Origin of the sequence: Microcoleus sp. MON1_C1 (assembly GCF_036701945.1) — a bacterium.
Classification (GTDB): domain Bacteria; phylum Cyanobacteriota; class Cyanobacteriia; order Cyanobacteriales; family Microcoleaceae; genus Microcoleus.
Genome location: NZ_JAUBRO010000006.1, coordinates 85,668 through 104,313, shown reverse-complemented (window position 1 = coordinate 104,313; position 18,646 = coordinate 85,668). Strand labels below are relative to the sequence as shown.

Genomic DNA, 18,646 nt, shown 5'->3' with positions numbered 1-18,646 from the left:
ATTTTGACATTGTGCGTACCTGGTTTAAGTAGGTTCTGCCGATCTTTGAGCCGATCGCCTGCAGGAACATGAATGCGTACTGCTGGGAGGACTGCTGAAAGAGGGATGGCATTGTAGGACTATCGGCAATTGTGACACCACCAGTTGCTAGTGATGTGTGCCCTTCTCTACACAATTGTGGTTTTTAACTAGAATTTCTCTCAATTTTGCTGCTCTTAGCTTTCATCCCGTAACTAAACTCACGGGGCTTTCAGCTTTTTTTTGTAAAACTTGCGGTTGCCATTTTTAGTGTAACCTCCGGATCGGAAAAACTCCGCCTTTTAACCCCACGATCGGCTTGAGGGTCTGCTTAGGGTTTGGCAGACTGAGTTTGGCGCAATCCGGCGGCTTCGACAAGCAGGGATTCGGCGAAGGCGATGGCTTCTGTTGCTGAGCGGCCGCTGGCGAGTTGGGCGAGTTCTTCGCGCCGCTGCTCACTGTTGAGGGCGGCCACTCTGACTACTGTACGTTCCATTGGTTCGGAGTGGGCTGCGGCTTCCTCGATACTTGGTTCTGCTTCGATCGTCTGTTTGTTGACGCGAAAATGAAAATCAGCCATCGCAGCGATCAGCGGCTGGTGGGTGACGCAGAGAACTTGGTGTTTGTCGGAGAGTTGGTAGAGTTTTTTGGCGATCGCCCCGGCGACTCTCCCGGAGACTCCGGCGTCGATTTCGTCAAAAATCAGGGTACCGGCGCTTTCTATTTGGGAAAAACAAGCTTTGATGGCGAGTAGAAAGCGGCTCATTTCTCCCCCGGAGGCGATCGCGCCCAGAGGTTGCAAAGGTTCGCCCGGATTGGGGCTGAAACAAAAGGCGATTTGGTCGGCACCGGTAGCGGTTGGGGTACAAGGCGAGATTTCGACTTGAAACTGCACTTTTTCCATTGCTAACGGCTTAAGTTCTCCTACGAGGTGCGTTTCTAGTTTGAGGGCTGCTTCGCGCCGCAGGGTGGTGAGGTGGTTGCAAGCCTCTTTTAATTGCTCTAAAGCGGTCTGATATGCGAGTTCTAAGGCTTCCATTGACTCGCCTCCTTCTAAAAGTTCATTTAGTTCGTTTTGGATGCTTTGGTAGTAGGCGATCGCTTCTTTAAGCGGCCCGTATTTGCGGCAAATTTGTTTGAGTTCCCGAATCCGATCTTCTACTTCTTCGAGTCTTTCGGGATCTGCTTCTAATTGTTCGCCGTAGCTGCTAATTTGCCGGCTGGCTTCTGTGGCTTGAGCTAAAGCATCGCTGACCATTTCTAGGATTGGTTGCAACTGCACGTCGTAAACCGCCATGTCGCTTAAAATTACTTCGGCTTTGCTCAACAAGTCGGCGGCTGATGCGGTGTCGCCGTCGTTTTGGTACAGGGCTTGGTGGACTTGGTAACTCTGCTGCTGCAATTCGACGACGTGGCCGAGTCGGATCGATTCTTGTTCTAGCTGTTCGAGTTCGTCGGCGTCCTCGATGTGGGCTTCGCCGAGTTCTCGGACTTGGTATTCTAACAAATCAAGTCTTTGCAGTCGCTGCTGTTCCGACTGACGCCTGCGTTTGAGGGCTGTTTTGGCGTTGTTGGCTCCCAGCCACGCGGAGGCGATGATCGATCGTGCTTCAGTAAGCTTTTTGCCGCCGTATAAATCAAGCCATTCTCGCTGGAGGGTTTCTTGTCCGAGGTGGACGGTTTGGCCTTGGGCGGTAATTTCGACCAGCCGATCGCGCAGTTGATCCATTAACTGGCGGTTGACGAGAATTCCGTTCAAGCGCGATCTGGTGCGTAGAGCACCGCTGGATGCGTTAATTTCCCGGCTGCAAACGGCTAAATTTCCGTCTATGGGTTCGATTTCTTGCTCGCCCAGCCACAAAGCTGCGGCTTTGTCCAATTCAAAGGTAGCTTCCAATATTGCCCGCGCTGCTCCGGTGCGAATCGAGCGGCGATCGACTTTCCCGCCCAACACTGCATCGATCGCATCTAGGATAATCGATTTGCCGGCCCCGGTTTCCCCTGTAAATACGTTCAAACTCGGGCCAAAATCTAGATCCAGGCAGTCAATTAAGGCAAAGTTTTCTATTCTGAGGGATATTAACATGGGGAATTTGGAATTTGGAAATTGGAATTGGAAATTGGAATTAGTAATTAGTAATTAGTAATTAGTAATTGGGAATTGGTAACAACTGTCAACTGGCAACTGACTTCGGCTATAGTTTCAACCACCCAAACAAATCTCCTACCGTCAGCCGCAATTCTGCTGCCCAATCTGGAACGGGCAACACTTCTTCGGGTTTTGCTAAAATTTCTGGTTGCTTTCCAGGGGGATAAATTAAGATCGAGCGCACCATCGGATCGATCAGCCAACCCATTTGAGTGCCGTTTTTCAGACAGTGTAAAATATTCCCAGTTACTTTAGTTTGACTCGGCCCTGGAGACAGAATTTCAATTGTCCAATCTGGGTAAGTTTCAAATACATTAGCAACATCCCCATTTTCATCAACTGGTATTCTTTCCCAAGTAAATACTGTGACATCTGGCACGATTGACCTGCCGTCAAAAGTACACCGCAATTCAGGAAAAGCTAAGGCAATTTTCTGAATCTTAACAGCGACATTGATGGCTGGGACTAATTCACCTTGAATCCGGCTATGTTTTCCTTGTGGCATAGGTTTTTGGATGATTTGACCGTTGATATATTCGCTAGCTGGTTCGGTTTCGGGCAGTTTTAGAAACTCGGACAAAGTTAGTGTTTTTGTTTGTATTTGTACCATTTTTTACTCCTTTTATTCCATAAAACCCAAATGTTTTCTAGCAGCAAGAGTTACCATTCTGCCCCGACTTGTCCGCTGCAAAAATCCGATTTGCATTAAGTACGGTTCGTATACATCCTCAATGGTTTGAGTATCTTCTCCTGTCGAAGCTGCGAGAGTTTCTAAACCCACCGGCCCACCGTTAAAGTTCTCAATCATTGCTGTCAAAATCCGTCGATCTGTCCAATCTAAACCCAGCGGATCGACGTTGAATAATTCCAGGGCTAGTGAGGCCACTTCGGCATCAATTGGCTTTAAGTTTTTGACTTCGCTGTAGTCTCTAACTCGCCGCAGCAAACGGTTAGCGATCCGGGGCGTTCCGCGAGCTCTGCGGGCAATCTCTATGGCTCCTTCAGGAGTGATTTTAGTGTCGAGAACTTGGGCGGTTCTTTGGACAATTAGACTGAGTTCGTCTATTTCGTAGTAGCGCAATCTTTGGATCAAGCCGAAGCGATCGCGCAATGGAGATGTCAGGGACCCGACTTTTGTGGTTGCTCCTACTAAGGTAAATGGTTTCAGGGGAATGCTGCGGATTTTGGCACTTTTGCCTTGACCGATCGTAATATCTAAGCGGCAGTCTTCCATCGCCGGATAGAGGATTTCTTCTGTAACTTTAGATAAGCGGTGAATTTCGTCGATAAACAGCACGTCGCCTGCTTTGAGGTTGATCAGCAATCCGACAATATCTCGCGGTTTTTCTAAAGCTGGGGCGGTGGTGATTTTGCATTCAACTTCCATTTCTGCTGCTAAAATTAGCGACATTGTGGTTTTGCCCAACCCTGGCGGCCCGTATAGTAACAGGTGATCCATCGGTTCGCCGCGAGATTTGGCGGCTGCAATTGCGATCGCCAAAACTTCTCTCAAGTCTTTTTGCCCGATGTATTCAGCTAACCGCTGGGGTCGGATTTTGTCGTCTTGTTTGCTGTTGATTTCGTCGGGTAGTTCTTGCGATTCTAGCAGCGATTCCGCCTCGGGTTTGGCCACTTTTTTGCGACGGGTCGGGGCTATGTCTTCGGGTAGATTTGGGTCGGGGGGCTGTTGTTTGGAGGAGATAATAGCCATATTTATTTGCGATCGGGCAGCGGGAAGTGTTTACAATTGTTGTTAGCAGAATCTTTAAAATTATTGAGTTCGTTATGAGTATTCCATCTTCTTTATTAGCATCGGAAAGCATAACTTTTGAGGGGGCGATCGAGCTGACTCAATCTTTACTGTCGTTCATTGAGGCTAATCGACTTTTACAAGCCGACATCCAGCAAGCTGTTACATCTCTGGTGAAAACACAGAACGGTGCTAGGGGTTTTTTTGTCACCTATCTAACGGATGATCGACAGGAGGCAGATCACCCGTCACCCGGAGTAGTCGAGGCGCTGCGATCGGCTCCTGAGATCGTAGCAGAACTGCTGGTGAAAAATTTGGCGATGTCGGCGGCAATGGTTGTGCATCATTCGCGCCAGCAAAAGCAGGAAATGGCGGCCGATTCTGCTAGAGTGCAGGAGCGATCGCGCAATTTAATTCAAATCCTGCAAATACCAGCCTGTCAAACTATAGCGTCGCAAATGCTAGAAAGTTTGCAGAGTGCCAACGGCAAGTATGAAAAATTTTTCCAGCGGTGGGGCTACGACGACGAGCAAAAACTAGCGATGGGTTCGGCAGTTCGATCGGCGATCGGCTAAAATAACCTCCGAAGGAAGAGGAAAGAAGAAAGAAAGAAGAAGCCGAAGCTAGGGTGGCAGATCCTTGATCAAAGCGGCGGGGCTGTGGAATAATTGCGGTTTAACAAAAGCTGCACAATTGTAGCTTGAGTTGATTTAGGTGTGAAGCTAGTGAACGAGGGCGAAAAAATTGCTGAGAACGGTGAAAGGAGTTGCCCAAAAAGCCCGAAGGGTGCGCGGCAGGCTGCCCGCAATTACGCCCCGGCGGTGGGCGAAGCTGAATCTGCTGGCAACATTGGTGCGCCGGGACTTGGAAGCTCAATACAAAGGCTCGATTCTGGGCAATTTGTGGCCGCTGCTGAATCAGCTATCGCAATTGGTGATTTACACATACGTATTTTCGATCGTCCTCAAGGTAAAGCTCAGCCTTGCAGGCTTCCCGGAAAACAGCGACATTACATTTGGAGTCTGGCTGTTTGCAGGTTTGTTGCCTTGGAGTGCCTTCACCAGCGGTTTGATCAAGTCGGGAGTATCGGTGGTGGGGCAGCCGAATTTAGTGAAAAAAGTGGTATTTCCTCTCGGTTTGCTGCCGCTAGTGCCGATTTTTACAGCTTTTATTGAAAGTTCTCTGGGTTTAGCAGCTTTGATTGTGATAGTAGCAGTATCGTCGCAAAAGCTCAACGCTACTTTATGCTTACTGCCGTTGGTGTGGATACCTCAGTTGCTGATAACTGCTGGTTTGGGATATTTGACAGCGGGCTTGACTGTATTTTTGCGAGACATTCCTCAGACATTAGGTGTTATTCTAAATTTTTGGTTTTATTTGACGCCGATCGTCTACCCAGCATCAATAATCCCCCAAGAGTGGCGGGCGTGGATATTTTGGCTGAATCCAATGGCCGCCATCGCGGAGGTTTATCGAGACCTCATACTGCTTGGAGAAGTTAAGCATTGGGGCGAATGGGGTGTCGCCACGCTAATTTCTGCTGCTATATTTTGTGGAGGTTTGGCGGTTTACCGGCGTTTGCGTCCCGCTTTTGCTGACGTGCTGTAAATTTGTTTGAGATCTACAGTCAATCTAAAATCTAAATTCTAAAATCTAAAATCGATTGTGCTGTAAATATGTTTGAGATTTCAAGTCAATCTAAAATCTAAAATCTAAAATCTAAAATCGATTGACTGCCGCCAATGACAGAAAATGTAATTTCACTAAAAAATGTTTCCAAATGCTTTAAGCGGTACGATCGTCCAGGAGACCGCTTAAAGGAAATTATTTACCCCAGCAAAAAACTGGCTGACGAATTTTGGGCCCTGCACGACATCAATCTGGAAATTCCTCAAGGACAAACTCTGGGAATCGTCGGTCGCAACGGTTCGGGAAAAAGCACTCTCCTGCAAATAATTGTGGGGACGCTAACGCCTACCGCAGGAAGCGTGGAGGTTAAAGGGCGAGTCTCCGCTTTGTTGGAACTCGGAAGCGGGTTTAACCCGGAATTTACCGGGCGGCAAAATGTGTTTTTTAACGCTCAGTTACTGGGATTCAATCAAAAACAAACTGAAGAAAAATTTGACGATATCGCTGCTTTTGCTGATATTGGGGATTTCATCGAACAGCCAGTCAAAACTTACTCTAGCGGTATGTTTGTCAGGCTAGCTTTTGCTGTTGCAACTAGCGTCGAGCCAGATATTTTGGTGGTTGACGAGGCGCTTTCGGTGGGCGACGAAGCTTTTCAACGCAAGTGTTTTGCCCGCTTGCAAAGCATTCAGGAAGGTGGCGGAACGATTTTATTTGTTTCTCACGCTGCTACTTCTGTGGTGCAACTTTGTACGTCAGCTATTTTAATGGATAGCGGTGAATTGCTGCTGGCTCACACGCCGAAGGTGGTAATTTCTAAGTATCAAAAGCTGATTTATGCCGATCCGGATCAGGTTTTGGGGTTGAAGTCAGATATTCGAGCTCTGAACCAACTGACAAAACAGGAAAGTCAAGACCACCTTCAGGAGGCTAATTTAGAAAGCACAAAGAGGGAAGTTAAACCGGAGCAACATCTCTCTAAACCCAACGAATATTACGATGAATTTTACGATCCGGGGATGATACCGTCGAATACGGTAAGGTATCCGTCTCGCGGAGCAGAAATTATCAACCCCCACATCGAGACGCTGAAGGGAAATGTGGTAAATCACTTGCTAGGCCGTCAAGATTATATTTATACTTACTCGGTCACTTTCTCGCGGTCAACTTCCAAGGTTAGGTTTGGAATGTTGATTAAAACGATTAGCGGTTTTGAGTTGGCGGGTGCTTCTTTGAAGGCTTCTACTCAGTCAGTTAGGTATGTGGAAGCGGGAACGACAATTGTAGTTAAGTTTCAGTTTAAATGTTTGCTGAATCCCGGGGTTTATTTTCTGAATGCTGGGGTTGTGGGAACGGTTGATGGAGATTTAACTTATCTGGATCGCTGCGTTGATGTGGCGATGTTTAGAGTTCAGTCTTGTACTGAGTCCTGCGGTAACGGCATCGTTGACTTGCTGATAGAACCGTGTTTAACTGTTGTTAATGCTGATTCTATAGTGAAAGAGCAGTCAACAGAGGTTATCTAAAATTCTGTAAAAACAATGAGCGATATCAATTTAGATTTAGTCGGAAATCCCGTAATCAAAGCATTTATTCAAGATCAAGCTAAGTTTCCCGAAAATTTTAAACTGAATATCTGCGAAGACGATGAAATGTATTTGTTCAGCTTGAACAACGTCAAAGACGATCGCGATCGGGCTTTGGTGCGCTATTATTCGATCGGGCGTCGCATCTTGGATACGGTTAAACAAGTTGTGGAATGGCATTTTGGCAGTTTTGAAAATGTCCCCTCTTTTCTAGATTTTGCCTGCGGTTACGGTCGATTTACCCGGTTTGTGATTCAGGAAATGTCGCAGGAACAAATTTGGGTTTCTGATATTTATGCTAACGCGGTTAAGTTTCAAACGGAATACCTGGGCGTCAACGGTATTGTCTCAACGGGAGAACCAGAAAATTATTTAATTGACCGAAAGTTTGACTGCATTCTGGCTAATTCTTTTTTCAGCCATATGCCGGAAAGAACTTTTACAAGTTGGTTACAAAATTTGTATGATTTGTTGACTCCTAACGGCATTTTGATGTTCAGCGTTCACGATGAGTGTTTGCGTGCAGCTAATACAGAAATGCCGACCAAGGGTATTTTGTTTAGTCCTAAAAGCGAAAGTCAGTCTTTAGATAAGGAGGAATACGGCACAACTTATGTAACTGAAAAGTTTGTGAGAGAATGTGTCGAGAAAGTTAGCGGAGGCAAAGCTTTTGTTCACCGCCTCAAAAAAGGCATATGCAGGTTTCAGGATTTGTATGTTGTAACAAATGAGTTAGTTAGAGATTTTTCGGAGTTGAAATTCCATCATCATCCGGAAGGATATATTGATGTTGCTGCTTTTACGAATAAGGAAAATTTGTATCTGGAAGGATGGGTGGCTGATGTGAATTCCGGCGGTCGAGTTGAGGAGCTGCAAGTGCTGGTAAACGGCGAGGTTGTACAGAGGTGCGAGCCTTTTTACGATCGCCCTGATGTGGCTGGATATTTTGAAAATGATGGGGCTTTGCAGTCGGGTTGGAGGTGTTATTTACCAAAAAACACGGTGGCGCTGCAGGATGTGTTAATAGTCAAAGCAATCAATAACTATGGTTTGGAATGGATTCTGGAAACTTGCACTGTTAAATCGCTGGTTAACCAAAGGCAATCGCAGTCTTTGTTGGGGTCTACCCAGACAAAACTCAAATTACTCGAGACTCAGTTAGCCTCGGCTAAGATAGAATGGGAGCAAAGCCAAAGTGAGTTAATGATTACTCAAACAAAGTTGGAAGAAACTCAAACTGAATTAGTTTTAGCTCAAATGCAGTTGGAGCAAACTCAAAATCAGTTAGTATCGGTGCAAATGCAGTTGGATAAAACAGAAAATCAGCTAATTAATCTCAAGCAAAAACTAGAGCAAGCGAACAGTCGGGTTTTGGCAATGGAAAGCAGCAAGTTCTGGAAGATCAGAAGCGCGTGGTTTCAAGTCAGGCGCTCCCTGGGCTTAGCGGGAGAGTAGCGAGTAAATTTGGTGTGGGAATTAGGGCGAGGGAGAGAAATTGTGAGTACAAATGACAGCAAACCGTCGGTTTTTATTGTTACCGGAATGCACCGTTCCGGTACGTCTTTAACAGCTTCTTTGTTTCAGAAAGTCGGGGTTGATATTGGCAAAAAGTTAGTGGGCCCGGCCGACGGAAATGTGAAAGGTCATTTCGAGAATGTTGATTTTGTGGATTTTCACAAAAGTGTTTTGCGATCGCACGGTATTGATGAGCTAGGATGTACGTTTGAAAAAACGATTCCGGTAGCAGCAGAATACGTAGAAATCGCCAAACGCGCGATCGACCAAAATCAACAAACTCACAAACATTGGGGTTGGAAAGACCCCCGAACAGCCCTTTTTTGGGATTTTTGGCTGACTTTACTCCCCGAAGCTAATTTTATCTGTGTTTATCGATCGCCCTGGGAAGTAGTCGATTCCCTTTACCGCCGGGGAACCGATGTCAGCTTGCTGCAAAATCCCGAAATGGCAGTAAAAATGTGGATTCACTACAATCAAAAAGTTTTAGAACTTTACGAACGTTTCCCCGATCGCTGTCTCCTAGCCAATGTTTACCCCATCGGCAACACTCCTGAACTTTTCCTCGATCGAGTCAACGAAAAATTTAATGTTAACTTAGGTGCCATACCGGGCGACAATTTTGAAGAATCTTTATTAGTCAACGATATTGTCAAAAGTCACAGACCGAGTTTAATAGAAAAATATTTTCCCGAAGCATTAGAACTATATGAACTTTTGGAAACCCAAGCTGGCAATCTCAGCAGCGAATCGAAAGGTGCGATCGATCAAGTTATTCATTTCCCAGCCTCTCCAGTCTGGCCATTTGAAGATTGGCTAAAAATCCGCTTGCTGGAAAAACAGCAAAAAATTAGGTCTTCCGAACTCAAACAGTGGCAAGAAGAATTTCACCAGGCCCAGGCGAAAGTGTTGGGATTAGAGACAGAATTAGGATCAACTCAAGTACAGCTTGCAGGCAAAGAATCAAATTTTCAAGAAGCTTTAGCAAAACTCCTCGGATTAGAAACCGAATTAGGACAAACTCAGGTACAGCTTGCCGGCAAAGAATCGCAATTTCAAGAAGCTTTAACAAAAGTCTTAAAATTAGAAGCAGAATTAGGACAAACTCAGGTACAGCTTGCCGGCAAAGAATCGCAATTTCAAGAAGCTTTAGCGAAACTCCTCGGATTAGAAACAGAATTAGGACAAACTCAGGTACAGCTTGCCGGCAAAGAATCGCAATTTCAAACAGCTTTAGCGAAAGTATTAGAATTAGAAGCAGAATTAGGGCAAACTCAGGTAGAATTTGAAGAGACTGAATTTATATTGCAGCAAAAGTTAGCTGAGTTACTTCAGTTAGAAACAGCACAAAGTCAAACTCAGGAAAAATTAAAGGATACTCAGGAAAATTTAGAACAAGCCCGCCAGGAAAATGAAAATTTTCGTGCAGAACTTGCTATAATTAAGTCTTCAATATGGTGGCAAGTGAGAGAAAAGTTGTGGGAAGTTCAGCGCAAAATCCGCGACTTGTTCCCTAAATTTATTTTTTCGTTAGATCGACCCACTACTTGGCAAGTTTGCGATTCGCACCTGCTAATTGTCGGCTGGGTTTTTCACCAAAAAAGAGAGACTACAGCAGTCCGGGCAAGAATTAAAGACCAGGGTTTCGCAGGCGTTTACGGCATAGATAGAAGTGATATAGCGCTAGCACACTCTAATATTCCGGCTGCGAAGAAATCAGGTTTTACAATTCAATTGGAAGCGCCTGCCGGACGGCACGAAGTGCTGCTGGAAGCGCAAGATGAGCGAGGTAAATGGCATTTGTTGGCAGCTTATCCGTTGTTAGTTTCAACGATTCAAGCATCGTTAGATGTACCGGTGGTGTGGGAACAGCGTCAGGGTCAAATTTTGTTTGCAGGTTGGTGCTGCCACCACGATCGCAAAATTGCTAAATTAAGCTTGTTGTGCGGCGATACTTCTGTAGAATGCGCCTACGGTTTGCGGCGAAAAGATGTCGGCGAAGTCTTCCCCGACTGGGTTAACAGTTCGGAAAGCGGTTTTGAGGCCCTTGTCGATTTGCCTCCGGGCGAATGGCACGTTTCTCTGCAAGCTGAGTTAGAAACCGGGGAAATTTTGTCTTTTCAAGCGCCTAAAATATTGACTGTGCGGCGCTACCATATTTGGCAGCGAAGTGCTGATAAATTTGAGGAGTTATCAAGGTTTACAGCCGCAATCCAGCAGCGGGCGAGGGAAAGAAAACAGCGTCTGGGCAGGATTGTGCCGATGCCTTGGGAAATTGTGAAAGTGCTCCGCCAGTTGGGGAAGATTTACCGACAGCAAAAACAGTTTACTGCGCCGGGAGATTTGCTGCCGCCTGCGGGTTTTGTGGTGCCTCAACCCATTGATAGATATGACGCATGGCTGGGTGTGAATCAGTGGAACGATCGCGCGCGCGATTACTTAATTTCTCGGTTAAAATCCTGCCGGGAACCCCTGCCAAAAATTTCGGTAGTAATGCCAGTTTACAACCCGCAGATAGATTTTCTCGAAAGTGCGATCGACAGCGTAATCAATCAAGTTTATCCAAACTGGGAACTCTGCATTGCCGACGATTGCAGCACCGATTTCACTGTTGCGGACACTTTGAAAAACTGGGTTCAAAAGGACGATCGTATCCGCATCACATTTCGTACAGAAAACGGCAACATCAGCGCAGCAACCAACAGCGCCGCCGCCCTCGCAACAGGCGACATCATCCTGTTTTTAGACAACGACGACGAACTCACTCCCGACGCATTAGGCGAAGTCGCCTTATATTTTGCCTCGCATCCAGCCACCGATTTTCTCTATTCCGACGACGACAAAATCGACACTAAAGGTCGCCGATTCGCCCCGCAATTCAAACCGGAATGGTCGCCGGAACTGCTGCTTTCCTATATGTATCTCGGTCATTTGTGCGCCGTGAGAAGACACATTTTTGAACAAATAGGCGGTTTGCGGATAGGTCTTGAAGGCTCGCAAGATTACGATTTTGCATTGAGAGCAACCGAAATTTCTCGCCACGTCGCGCACCTGCCGTTAGTGCTGTATCACTGGCGAACCGCACCCGGTTCTACAGCCATATCTGGGGCCGCGAAACCTGCCAGTTTTGCCGCAGGTCAAAAAGCCATTCAAGATGCACTAAACCGTCGCCAAATTAACGGCAATGTCGCTCAGCACGCATGGGCGATTAAAGAAAATTTGGGCATATTTTCCCAGAATTTCCCGGATAATGGCCCATCAGTAACGCTAATTATTCCTACAAAAAATCAGCTTAAATTGCTGAAAGCCTGTCTGGATTCTATAGAAACTACCACATATAAAAATTATCAAGTTGCTGTCATCGACAACGAAAGCGACGATCCTAAAACTCTAGAATATTTAAAGCAATTAAATTGCCAAGTTTTGCATATAAAAAATCCTGGTGGCAAGTTTAGTTTTGCAGCAATTAATAACCGCGCTGCCGAACAAGTTGATAGCGAATATGTGTTGTTTTTGAACAACGATACTGAAGTAATTAACCCGCGCTGGCTGAGTCAAATGGTGGGATACGCTCAAATCCCTGGCGTGGGTGCAGTCGGCGCGAGGCTGTTATATCCCGACGGCAGAATTCAGCACGCGGGCGTAATTCACGGGCTGCATCACGGCTTGGCTGGTCACGCTTTTAAGCTGATGAACAGCGAAAATCGAGGCTATCTGTCTCAAGCGATGGTAACGCGAAATTACTCTGCGGTAACAGCAGCTTGCACGATTACTCCGCGTCAATTGTTCTTAGAATTGGGCGGTTTTGATGAGGAGAATTTTGCTGTTGCTTACAATGATGCAGATTACGGATACCGACTGTTAGAACGGGGTTATCGGTGCGTATATTGTCCCGATGCGGAGTTGTTGCACAAAGAGGGAACTTCTAGGGGTTTTACCGACAATCCTCAAGAAGTGGCGGCTTTTAGACGCAAGTATGCGGGGAAAAAGGACAGTTTTTACAGTCCTCACTTGTCTTTAGAAGATGAGTATTTTCATATTCAACCCCGACGGGTTTTTATGAAGGAAGAAGGAAGTTCGGCAACGAGCACTGTACAAGATGTAACTGATGTAACTGATGTCAGGAATAAGGAAGAATTAGAATGTGCTGATTGTGGTTTGTTATCAGTAGCAAACAGTTCTATCCACCCTATCAAAGTTTTGATGTGCAGCAATTCGCTGGATTTCACTGGTGCGCCGCTGCATCAGTACGAAATCGCGGTGAAATTGGCGGCTGAGGGTGTGATTAAGCCGATCGTACTTTGCACAACAGAGGGGCCTCTGCGTCAAGCTTACCAACAGCAGGGAATTGAAGTAATTGTGCGCGACAATCCTCTCGAACACATCTACCAGCGCGATGCTTATGATGAAGCCATCCGCAGTTTTAGCACAGAAATTGCAAGTTTAAAAGTAGATACAATTTATGCCAATACTTTAGAAAACTTTTTTGTAGTTGATGCGGCGCGCCAAATCGGAATTCCTGTGGTGTGGAACGTCCACGAAAGCGAACCTTGGCAAACTTATTTTAACAGGTTTGGTTCTGAGATTGCGGCCAGAGCTTTAGAGTGTTTTCGCTTTCCTTACAAGGTAATTTTTGTGGCGGATGCAACGCGGGACAGGTATTTGCCTCTCAACAGCCACCACAATTTTACGGTGATTCACAACGGCTTAGATTTGAGCAAACTCGAAAATTCGCAGAATTCTGAATTGGCTAGAAAAACTTTAGGTGTTGCAGCGGAAGATGTGGTTATTTTGCTGCTGGGAACGGTATGCGAACGCAAAGGCCAGCAGGATTTAGTTAAGGCACTTTCACTTTTGCCGGACAAATGGCACAAAAAAATTAGGTGTTTTATTGTGGGCGATCGCCCGAGTATTTACAGCAATAAATTAGCCGATTTGGTGGGGGAATTGCCAGAAGAGTTGCGGCAAAGGGTGACAGTAGTCCCAGAAACTGGAGAGACGGCCAAATATTACAAAGCGGCTGATATTTTTGTTTGCACTTCTCGCGTTGAAAGTTTTCCGAGAGTGATTTTGGAGGCGATGGCTTGCGATTTGCCAATTATTACAACGCCTGTTTTTGGAATTAGAGAACAAGTGCGGCCGGGAATTAATGGTTTGTTTTATACGCCCGATCGCCCGGAGGAATTAGCCGCCTCATTGAATAGTTTATTGGAGGATAAATATTTGCGTCAGCGATTAGCAGAAAATGCTAAATATGTGTTAGAGTCGTTGAATACTTTTGCAGAAATGACTGAAGCTTATGGTCAATTTTTTAGAGAAGCTTATTTTACTCCTAAAAACTAATCGTTCAAGATTCAATGGTAAGAAAGTATGGCGTAAAATTTCGAGCATCAGGGAAGAGAACACCTCAAATGAATTAACAGCTAAAATTTACTGGGAGACTAACCCAACAGCCGCCATTGGGAAGCAGGGTTACTGGTTGTCTAATCCGATTATTGAAAAAGCTATAAACCATCGGCTGTCAGGTGGTAAGACTCAAGGTTACTGGCTAACCTGGTTAATCAATAATTTTTTCAAAAAGCGACGGTTTGATAACCTTTTGTCTATTGGTTGTGGTGTGGGGAATCACGAAATCTTGATGGCTAAATTAGGATTTGTCAATCAAATTGATGCCTTTGACTTTTCCGAAAAATCTTTAGAAATTGCTAGAAAAGATGCTGCCGCAGCAGGAGTAGAAATTAATTTTTATAAAGACAATTTTAATTCATTTAGTATTGATGATAGTAAAAAATACGATCTAGTTTTTTGCTCAGGTTCGCTGCATCACGTCATAAAACTAGAACGATGTTTATCAATTCTTTGGAAATGTTTAAAACCAGATGGATATTTTATTGTCACTGAATACATAGGAGATTGCTACAATATATATAATCAAGCTCAATTGGATTTGATTAATCGCATTTACAAATGTTTTCACTACACGCTAAGGTCTGGAACAACTGAAATATTTTCGAGTCCAACTATTGAGAAAGTATTTACGAGAGACCCTTCAGAAGCAGTCCGGTCAAAGCTGATACTTCCGTTTTTAGAATTCTACTTTGATGTGGAAGTCTTGAATCTAGCCGGTGGAGGGTTGCTTCACGAACTTTACCCTTTGTTAGATCACGATCAACTTTCAGACGGAGAACCCAAGAGTGAAACGATCGTCAAGTTATTGCTTGACATTGAACAAATCTTAATGGCTGTACCCGGAGGACTATTAAGCGATTTTTGTTTGTGTATTCTGAGACATAAAAAACCAAAAACAGAGGATAAATATTTGCGTCAGCGGTTAGCATAAAATGCTAAAGATGTGTTAGATTCATTGAAGATTTTGGCAGAAATGACTCAAACTTACGGTAAAATTTTTCTAGAAGCTTATTTTATTAAAAAGTAACCGTTCCAGATTCAAGGGTGAAAAAGTATGGATTCAAATTATGATCGTATGGAAGATAACATCTCCGATCAATTTACCGCTAAAAAATATTGGGAGACTAACCCAACAGCCGCAATTGGGAAGCAAGGTTACTGGTTGTCTAATCCCATTATTGAAGCAGCTATAAACGAGCGGCTGTCAGGTGGTAAGGGTAATGGTTATTGGCTAAACTGGTTAGTAAATAAATTCTTCAAAAAGCGACGGTTCGAGCGTCTTTTGTCTATTGGTTGCGGCGTCGGCAATCACGAGATTCTGATGGCCAAATTAGGATTAGCTACTCAAATTGATGCCTTTGACTTTTCAGAAAAATCTTTAGAAATTGCTAGAAAAGATGCAGCAGCAGCGGGAGTAGAGATTAATTTTTATCAAGATGACTTTAATTTGTTTACGATTGATGATAATAAAAAATACGATATAGTTTTTTGCTCAGGTTCGCTGCATCACGTCAGAGAACTAGAACGATGTTTATCAATTCTTCGGAAATGTTTAAAACCAGATGGATATTTTATTATCAATGAATACATAGGAGATTGCTACAATATATACAATCAAAATCAAGTGGATTTGATTAATCGCATTTACAAATGTTTTCACTACACGCTAAGATCGGGAACAACTGAAATATTTGCTAGTCCAAGTATTGAGAGAGTATTCGCGAAAGACCCTTCAGAAGCAGTCCGGTCAAAGCTGATACTTCCGTTTTTAGAATTCTACTTTGATGTGGAAGTCTTGAATCTAGCCGGCGGGGGGTTGCTTCACGAACTTTACCCTTTGTTAGATCACTATCAACTTTCAGACGGAGAACCCAAGAGTGAAACGATCGTCAAGTTATTGCTTGAGATTGAACAAATCTTAATGGCTGTACCCGGAGGACTATCAAGCGATTTTTGTTTGTGTATTCTGAGACCCAAAAAACCAAAAACAATGGAAATAATACCGCCTAAAATAGACTACGAAGAAGCTTGGGATAGCTACGCCCAAGAATGGAAAGACAATAATCCTGAACTCGCTTATTTGGGCGATGAATGGATAGGGAAAGGTGCCGGTGCGGCTAACTCGCTATCAGAATATGAATCCTTGATAGAACAGCAATTTATTGCACCGTACATCAAAAAAGAACATAGGGTTTTAGAAATTGGTATCGGCGGCGGAAAAACAGGTTCGCTGTTGCTGAAATATTGCGATCGACTAATTTGTGCCGACATTTCCAGTCAAATGCTGCAAGCCGCCCGATCGCGCTTGGGGAGCGATCGCGTTTCTTACGTCAAACTCGACGGTTTAACATTAGACAGCATCGCCCCGTCCTCAGCCGATGCCTGCTTTTGTTACGATACAATGGTACACATAGAGCCGGTAGACATATTCAACTACCTAACTCAAATTCCCAAACTACTGCGGGGCGATCGAATTTGCGTCTTTCACCACGGCAATATTCTCAGCGAATTAGGGTGGCAAAAATTCGCCAGCGAGTGGGACAAAAACCTGCTGGGACGCAGAGACGGCACTGCATTTTCAGTTATGACTGATACAATTATGGAAAAATTTCTCACTCATTTAAACTATGAAATCATCGTGAAAAATACATCTTCAGTCCCGCGAGATTGCGTCTGGATATGCAAAGCACCAACCCCCAATGAATAAAACCAAAGCTTTTTAGCCGAATCTAAATATTTTATTCCAACTAAGAACAGAAAACAGTCAACAGTCAACAGTCAACAGACAACAGACAACAGACAATGAAAGCATTATTTCTCCATCCCAACTTCCCCGCCCAATACCGCCACATTATCACGGCGTTAGGCGCCGATCCCAAAAATCAAATTGTTTTCGGCACTAAAAACGAGCGTCCCGAATGGAACATTCCCGGCGTTCGCAAAGCAGCATTTACCCCCAGCCGGGAACCCCACGCGCAGACTCACCAATACGTCCGCCCTTTAGAAAGTGCCGTCATCTACGGACAAGCCGTATTTAGAATGGCAGAACAACTCAAAGCAGACGGTTTCGTACCCGATATTATCTGCGGACATTCCGGTTGGGGGCCAACATTATTTGTCAAAGAAGCTTTTCCAAATACGCCGCTTTTGTGTTATTTCGAGTGGTTTTATCATGCTATTGGTTCCGACGCAGATTTCGACCCAGCGGAACCTTTAACAGTTGACGATATGGCCAGAATTAGAATCAAAAATGCGCCGATTCTGATCGATTTATATTCTTGCGATTGGGGTGTGTCGCCCACTTATTGGCAGCGATCGCAATTTCCGCCAGAATTACAACAAAAATTATCCACACTCCATGACGGCGTAGATACCGATTACTTCAAACCAGACCCCGGTGCTAAACTGGTTTTGCCTAACTTAGACTTGTCTGGGGTGGATGAAATTGTCACCTACGTATCGCGGGGAATGGAACCTTACCGGGGTTTTCCCGAATTCATTGAGTCGATCGCCTATGTACAAGAACGCCGCCCCAACTGTCACGTCGTAATCGTTGGTTCCGAAAGAGTTTGTTACGGGCGTTCTTTACCCAACGGCGAGTCTTACAAAGACTATATGCTCAAAAAAGTACCGCTAGATTTGTCGCGAGTTCACTTTGTCGGGCCGCTACCTTACGGACTGTATTTAAAAGTAATTCAAGCATCCGACGTACACGTTTATTTGACCAGACCTTTTGTACTATCTTGGTCGATGATTGAATCTTTATCGACAGGATGTTTAGTAATCGGTTCCGACACAGGGCCAGTCAGAGAAGTTATCCGCGATGGAGAAAACGGTTTGCTAGTCGATTACTTCTCCCCCAAACAAGTAGCCGATCGCATTGATGAAGTTTTAGACCATCCTACCCGCATGGCAGAAATTCGCATCAAAGCCCGTCAAACTGCCCTAGAACGCTACAGTTTAGCTAAAATGCTGCCGCAACATTTACAACTAATTGAGCAAGTAGCCAATCGTTCCATGCCGCCTACAGTTGGTATGGAACCAGAACGGGAATTAGCAGCATCTTTTGCAGTGAGAATTTAGCAATAAAGTTGGTCAGCACTAAACCCCTGGTCATAAGCTCTCCTGTGCGGTGTAGTCGCACAGGAGACTCCACCCACTAGACGATAAACCTCGGAACATCTCGACGTTTTAGTTGCCAAATTAAATAGTTTGATAGCAGTCCGTTAATCCCTTCTAGGCTAGTCGCAAACTAGCTTCGAGAGCCATAATTTAGGCGTTGCATAATAGCGGGATGATTTTGATTTTTTTTGTGGGATGGGCGTCCCGCCCGTCCCGTGTATTTTCGGGCGTTGCATAATGGAAATATGAACTGTCCTAAATGTGAATCCGCCCCAATCAGCAATAGCAATGGAGCATCTCATATTTGTAAAAATACTTCTTCTCCTTCCTTCCTTCTGCCTCCTGCCTCAAAACTCCAATTTCTAGCTTGGCTGCAAAAGTGAGAGGCTACCGAAGGCTTCTATCCGTTTCTTACTTCATTACCTAAAGTATTGGAATATCCCCCTGCCGGATCGATTTTGATATAGT

General features: G+C 44.8%; 11 protein-coding genes. 8 read left to right on the top strand and 3 right to left on the bottom strand.

The window, feature by feature from the left end; all coding sequences use genetic code 11:
• Positions 1 to 349: 349 nt before the first annotated feature.
• The 3 genes from recN to ruvB all read right to left on the bottom strand — a co-directional run bounded on the left by recN (position 350) and on the right by ruvB (position 3,878).
• A complete protein-coding gene (recN, locus tag QUA62_RS05205) occupies positions 350 to 2,104 on the bottom strand; it encodes a DNA repair protein RecN (RefSeq protein WP_333402788.1) in 1,755 nt (584 codons plus the stop codon).
• 109 nt (positions 2,105 to 2,213) lie between these two features.
• Entirely contained in the window at positions 2,214 to 2,777 is a 564-nt protein-coding gene (locus QUA62_RS05200; protein WP_333402787.1) for a Uma2 family endonuclease, read from the bottom strand.
• A 12-nt stretch (positions 2,778 to 2,789) separates the two neighbouring features.
• Complete coding sequence (gene ruvB, locus QUA62_RS05195) at positions 2,790 to 3,878, bottom strand: Holliday junction branch migration DNA helicase RuvB (RefSeq protein WP_333402785.1); 1,089 nt, start codon at positions 3,876 to 3,878, stop codon at positions 2,790 to 2,792.
• Positions 3,879 to 3,952: 74 nt separating this feature from the next.
• On the opposite strand from ruvB, the gene QUA62_RS05190 reads away from it, so the two are divergent.
• From QUA62_RS05190 to QUA62_RS05155, 8 genes are all read left to right on the top strand, one after another.
• The gene (locus QUA62_RS05190) at positions 3,953 to 4,492 is read left to right on the top strand and encodes a hypothetical protein (protein ID WP_333283645.1); all 540 of its coding nucleotides are present in this window, start codon (positions 3,953 to 3,955) and stop codon (positions 4,490 to 4,492) included.
• A 181-nt stretch (positions 4,493 to 4,673) separates the two neighbouring features.
• Positions 4,674 to 5,525 (top strand): ABC transporter permease, encoded by an 852-nt coding sequence (locus QUA62_RS05185; protein WP_445301639.1) that lies wholly within the window; start codon positions 4,674 to 4,676, stop codon positions 5,523 to 5,525.
• Between the two features lie 134 nt (positions 5,526 to 5,659).
• Positions 5,660 to 7,072, top strand: coding sequence for an ABC transporter ATP-binding protein (locus tag QUA62_RS05180; RefSeq protein WP_333402783.1), 1,413 nt, complete (start codon positions 5,660 to 5,662; stop codon positions 7,070 to 7,072).
• A 15-nt stretch (positions 7,073 to 7,087) separates the two neighbouring features.
• On the top strand, positions 7,088 to 8,587 hold the full coding sequence (locus tag QUA62_RS05175; protein WP_333402781.1) for a methyltransferase: 1,500 nt from the start codon (positions 7,088 to 7,090) through the stop codon (positions 8,585 to 8,587).
• A gap of 42 nt (positions 8,588 to 8,629) precedes the next feature.
• Positions 8,630 to 13,990, top strand: a complete 5,361-nt coding sequence (locus QUA62_RS05170) for a glycosyltransferase (protein ID WP_333402779.1) — start codon at positions 8,630 to 8,632, stop codon at positions 13,988 to 13,990.
• Entirely contained in the window at positions 13,947 to 14,987 is a 1,041-nt protein-coding gene (locus QUA62_RS05165) for a class I SAM-dependent methyltransferase (protein ID WP_333402777.1), read from the top strand. The genes QUA62_RS05170 and QUA62_RS05165 overlap by 44 nt, the downstream gene beginning before the upstream one ends.
• Positions 14,988 to 15,110: 123 nt before the next feature.
• Positions 15,111 to 16,763 (top strand): class I SAM-dependent methyltransferase, encoded by a 1,653-nt coding sequence (locus QUA62_RS05160; RefSeq protein ID WP_333402775.1) that lies wholly within the window; start codon positions 15,111 to 15,113, stop codon positions 16,761 to 16,763.
• A 95-nt stretch (positions 16,764 to 16,858) separates the two neighbouring features.
• Complete coding sequence (locus tag QUA62_RS05155) at positions 16,859 to 18,139, top strand: glycosyltransferase family 4 protein (RefSeq protein ID WP_006634596.1); 1,281 nt, start codon at positions 16,859 to 16,861, stop codon at positions 18,137 to 18,139.
• Positions 18,140 to 18,646 lie beyond the last annotated feature (507 nt).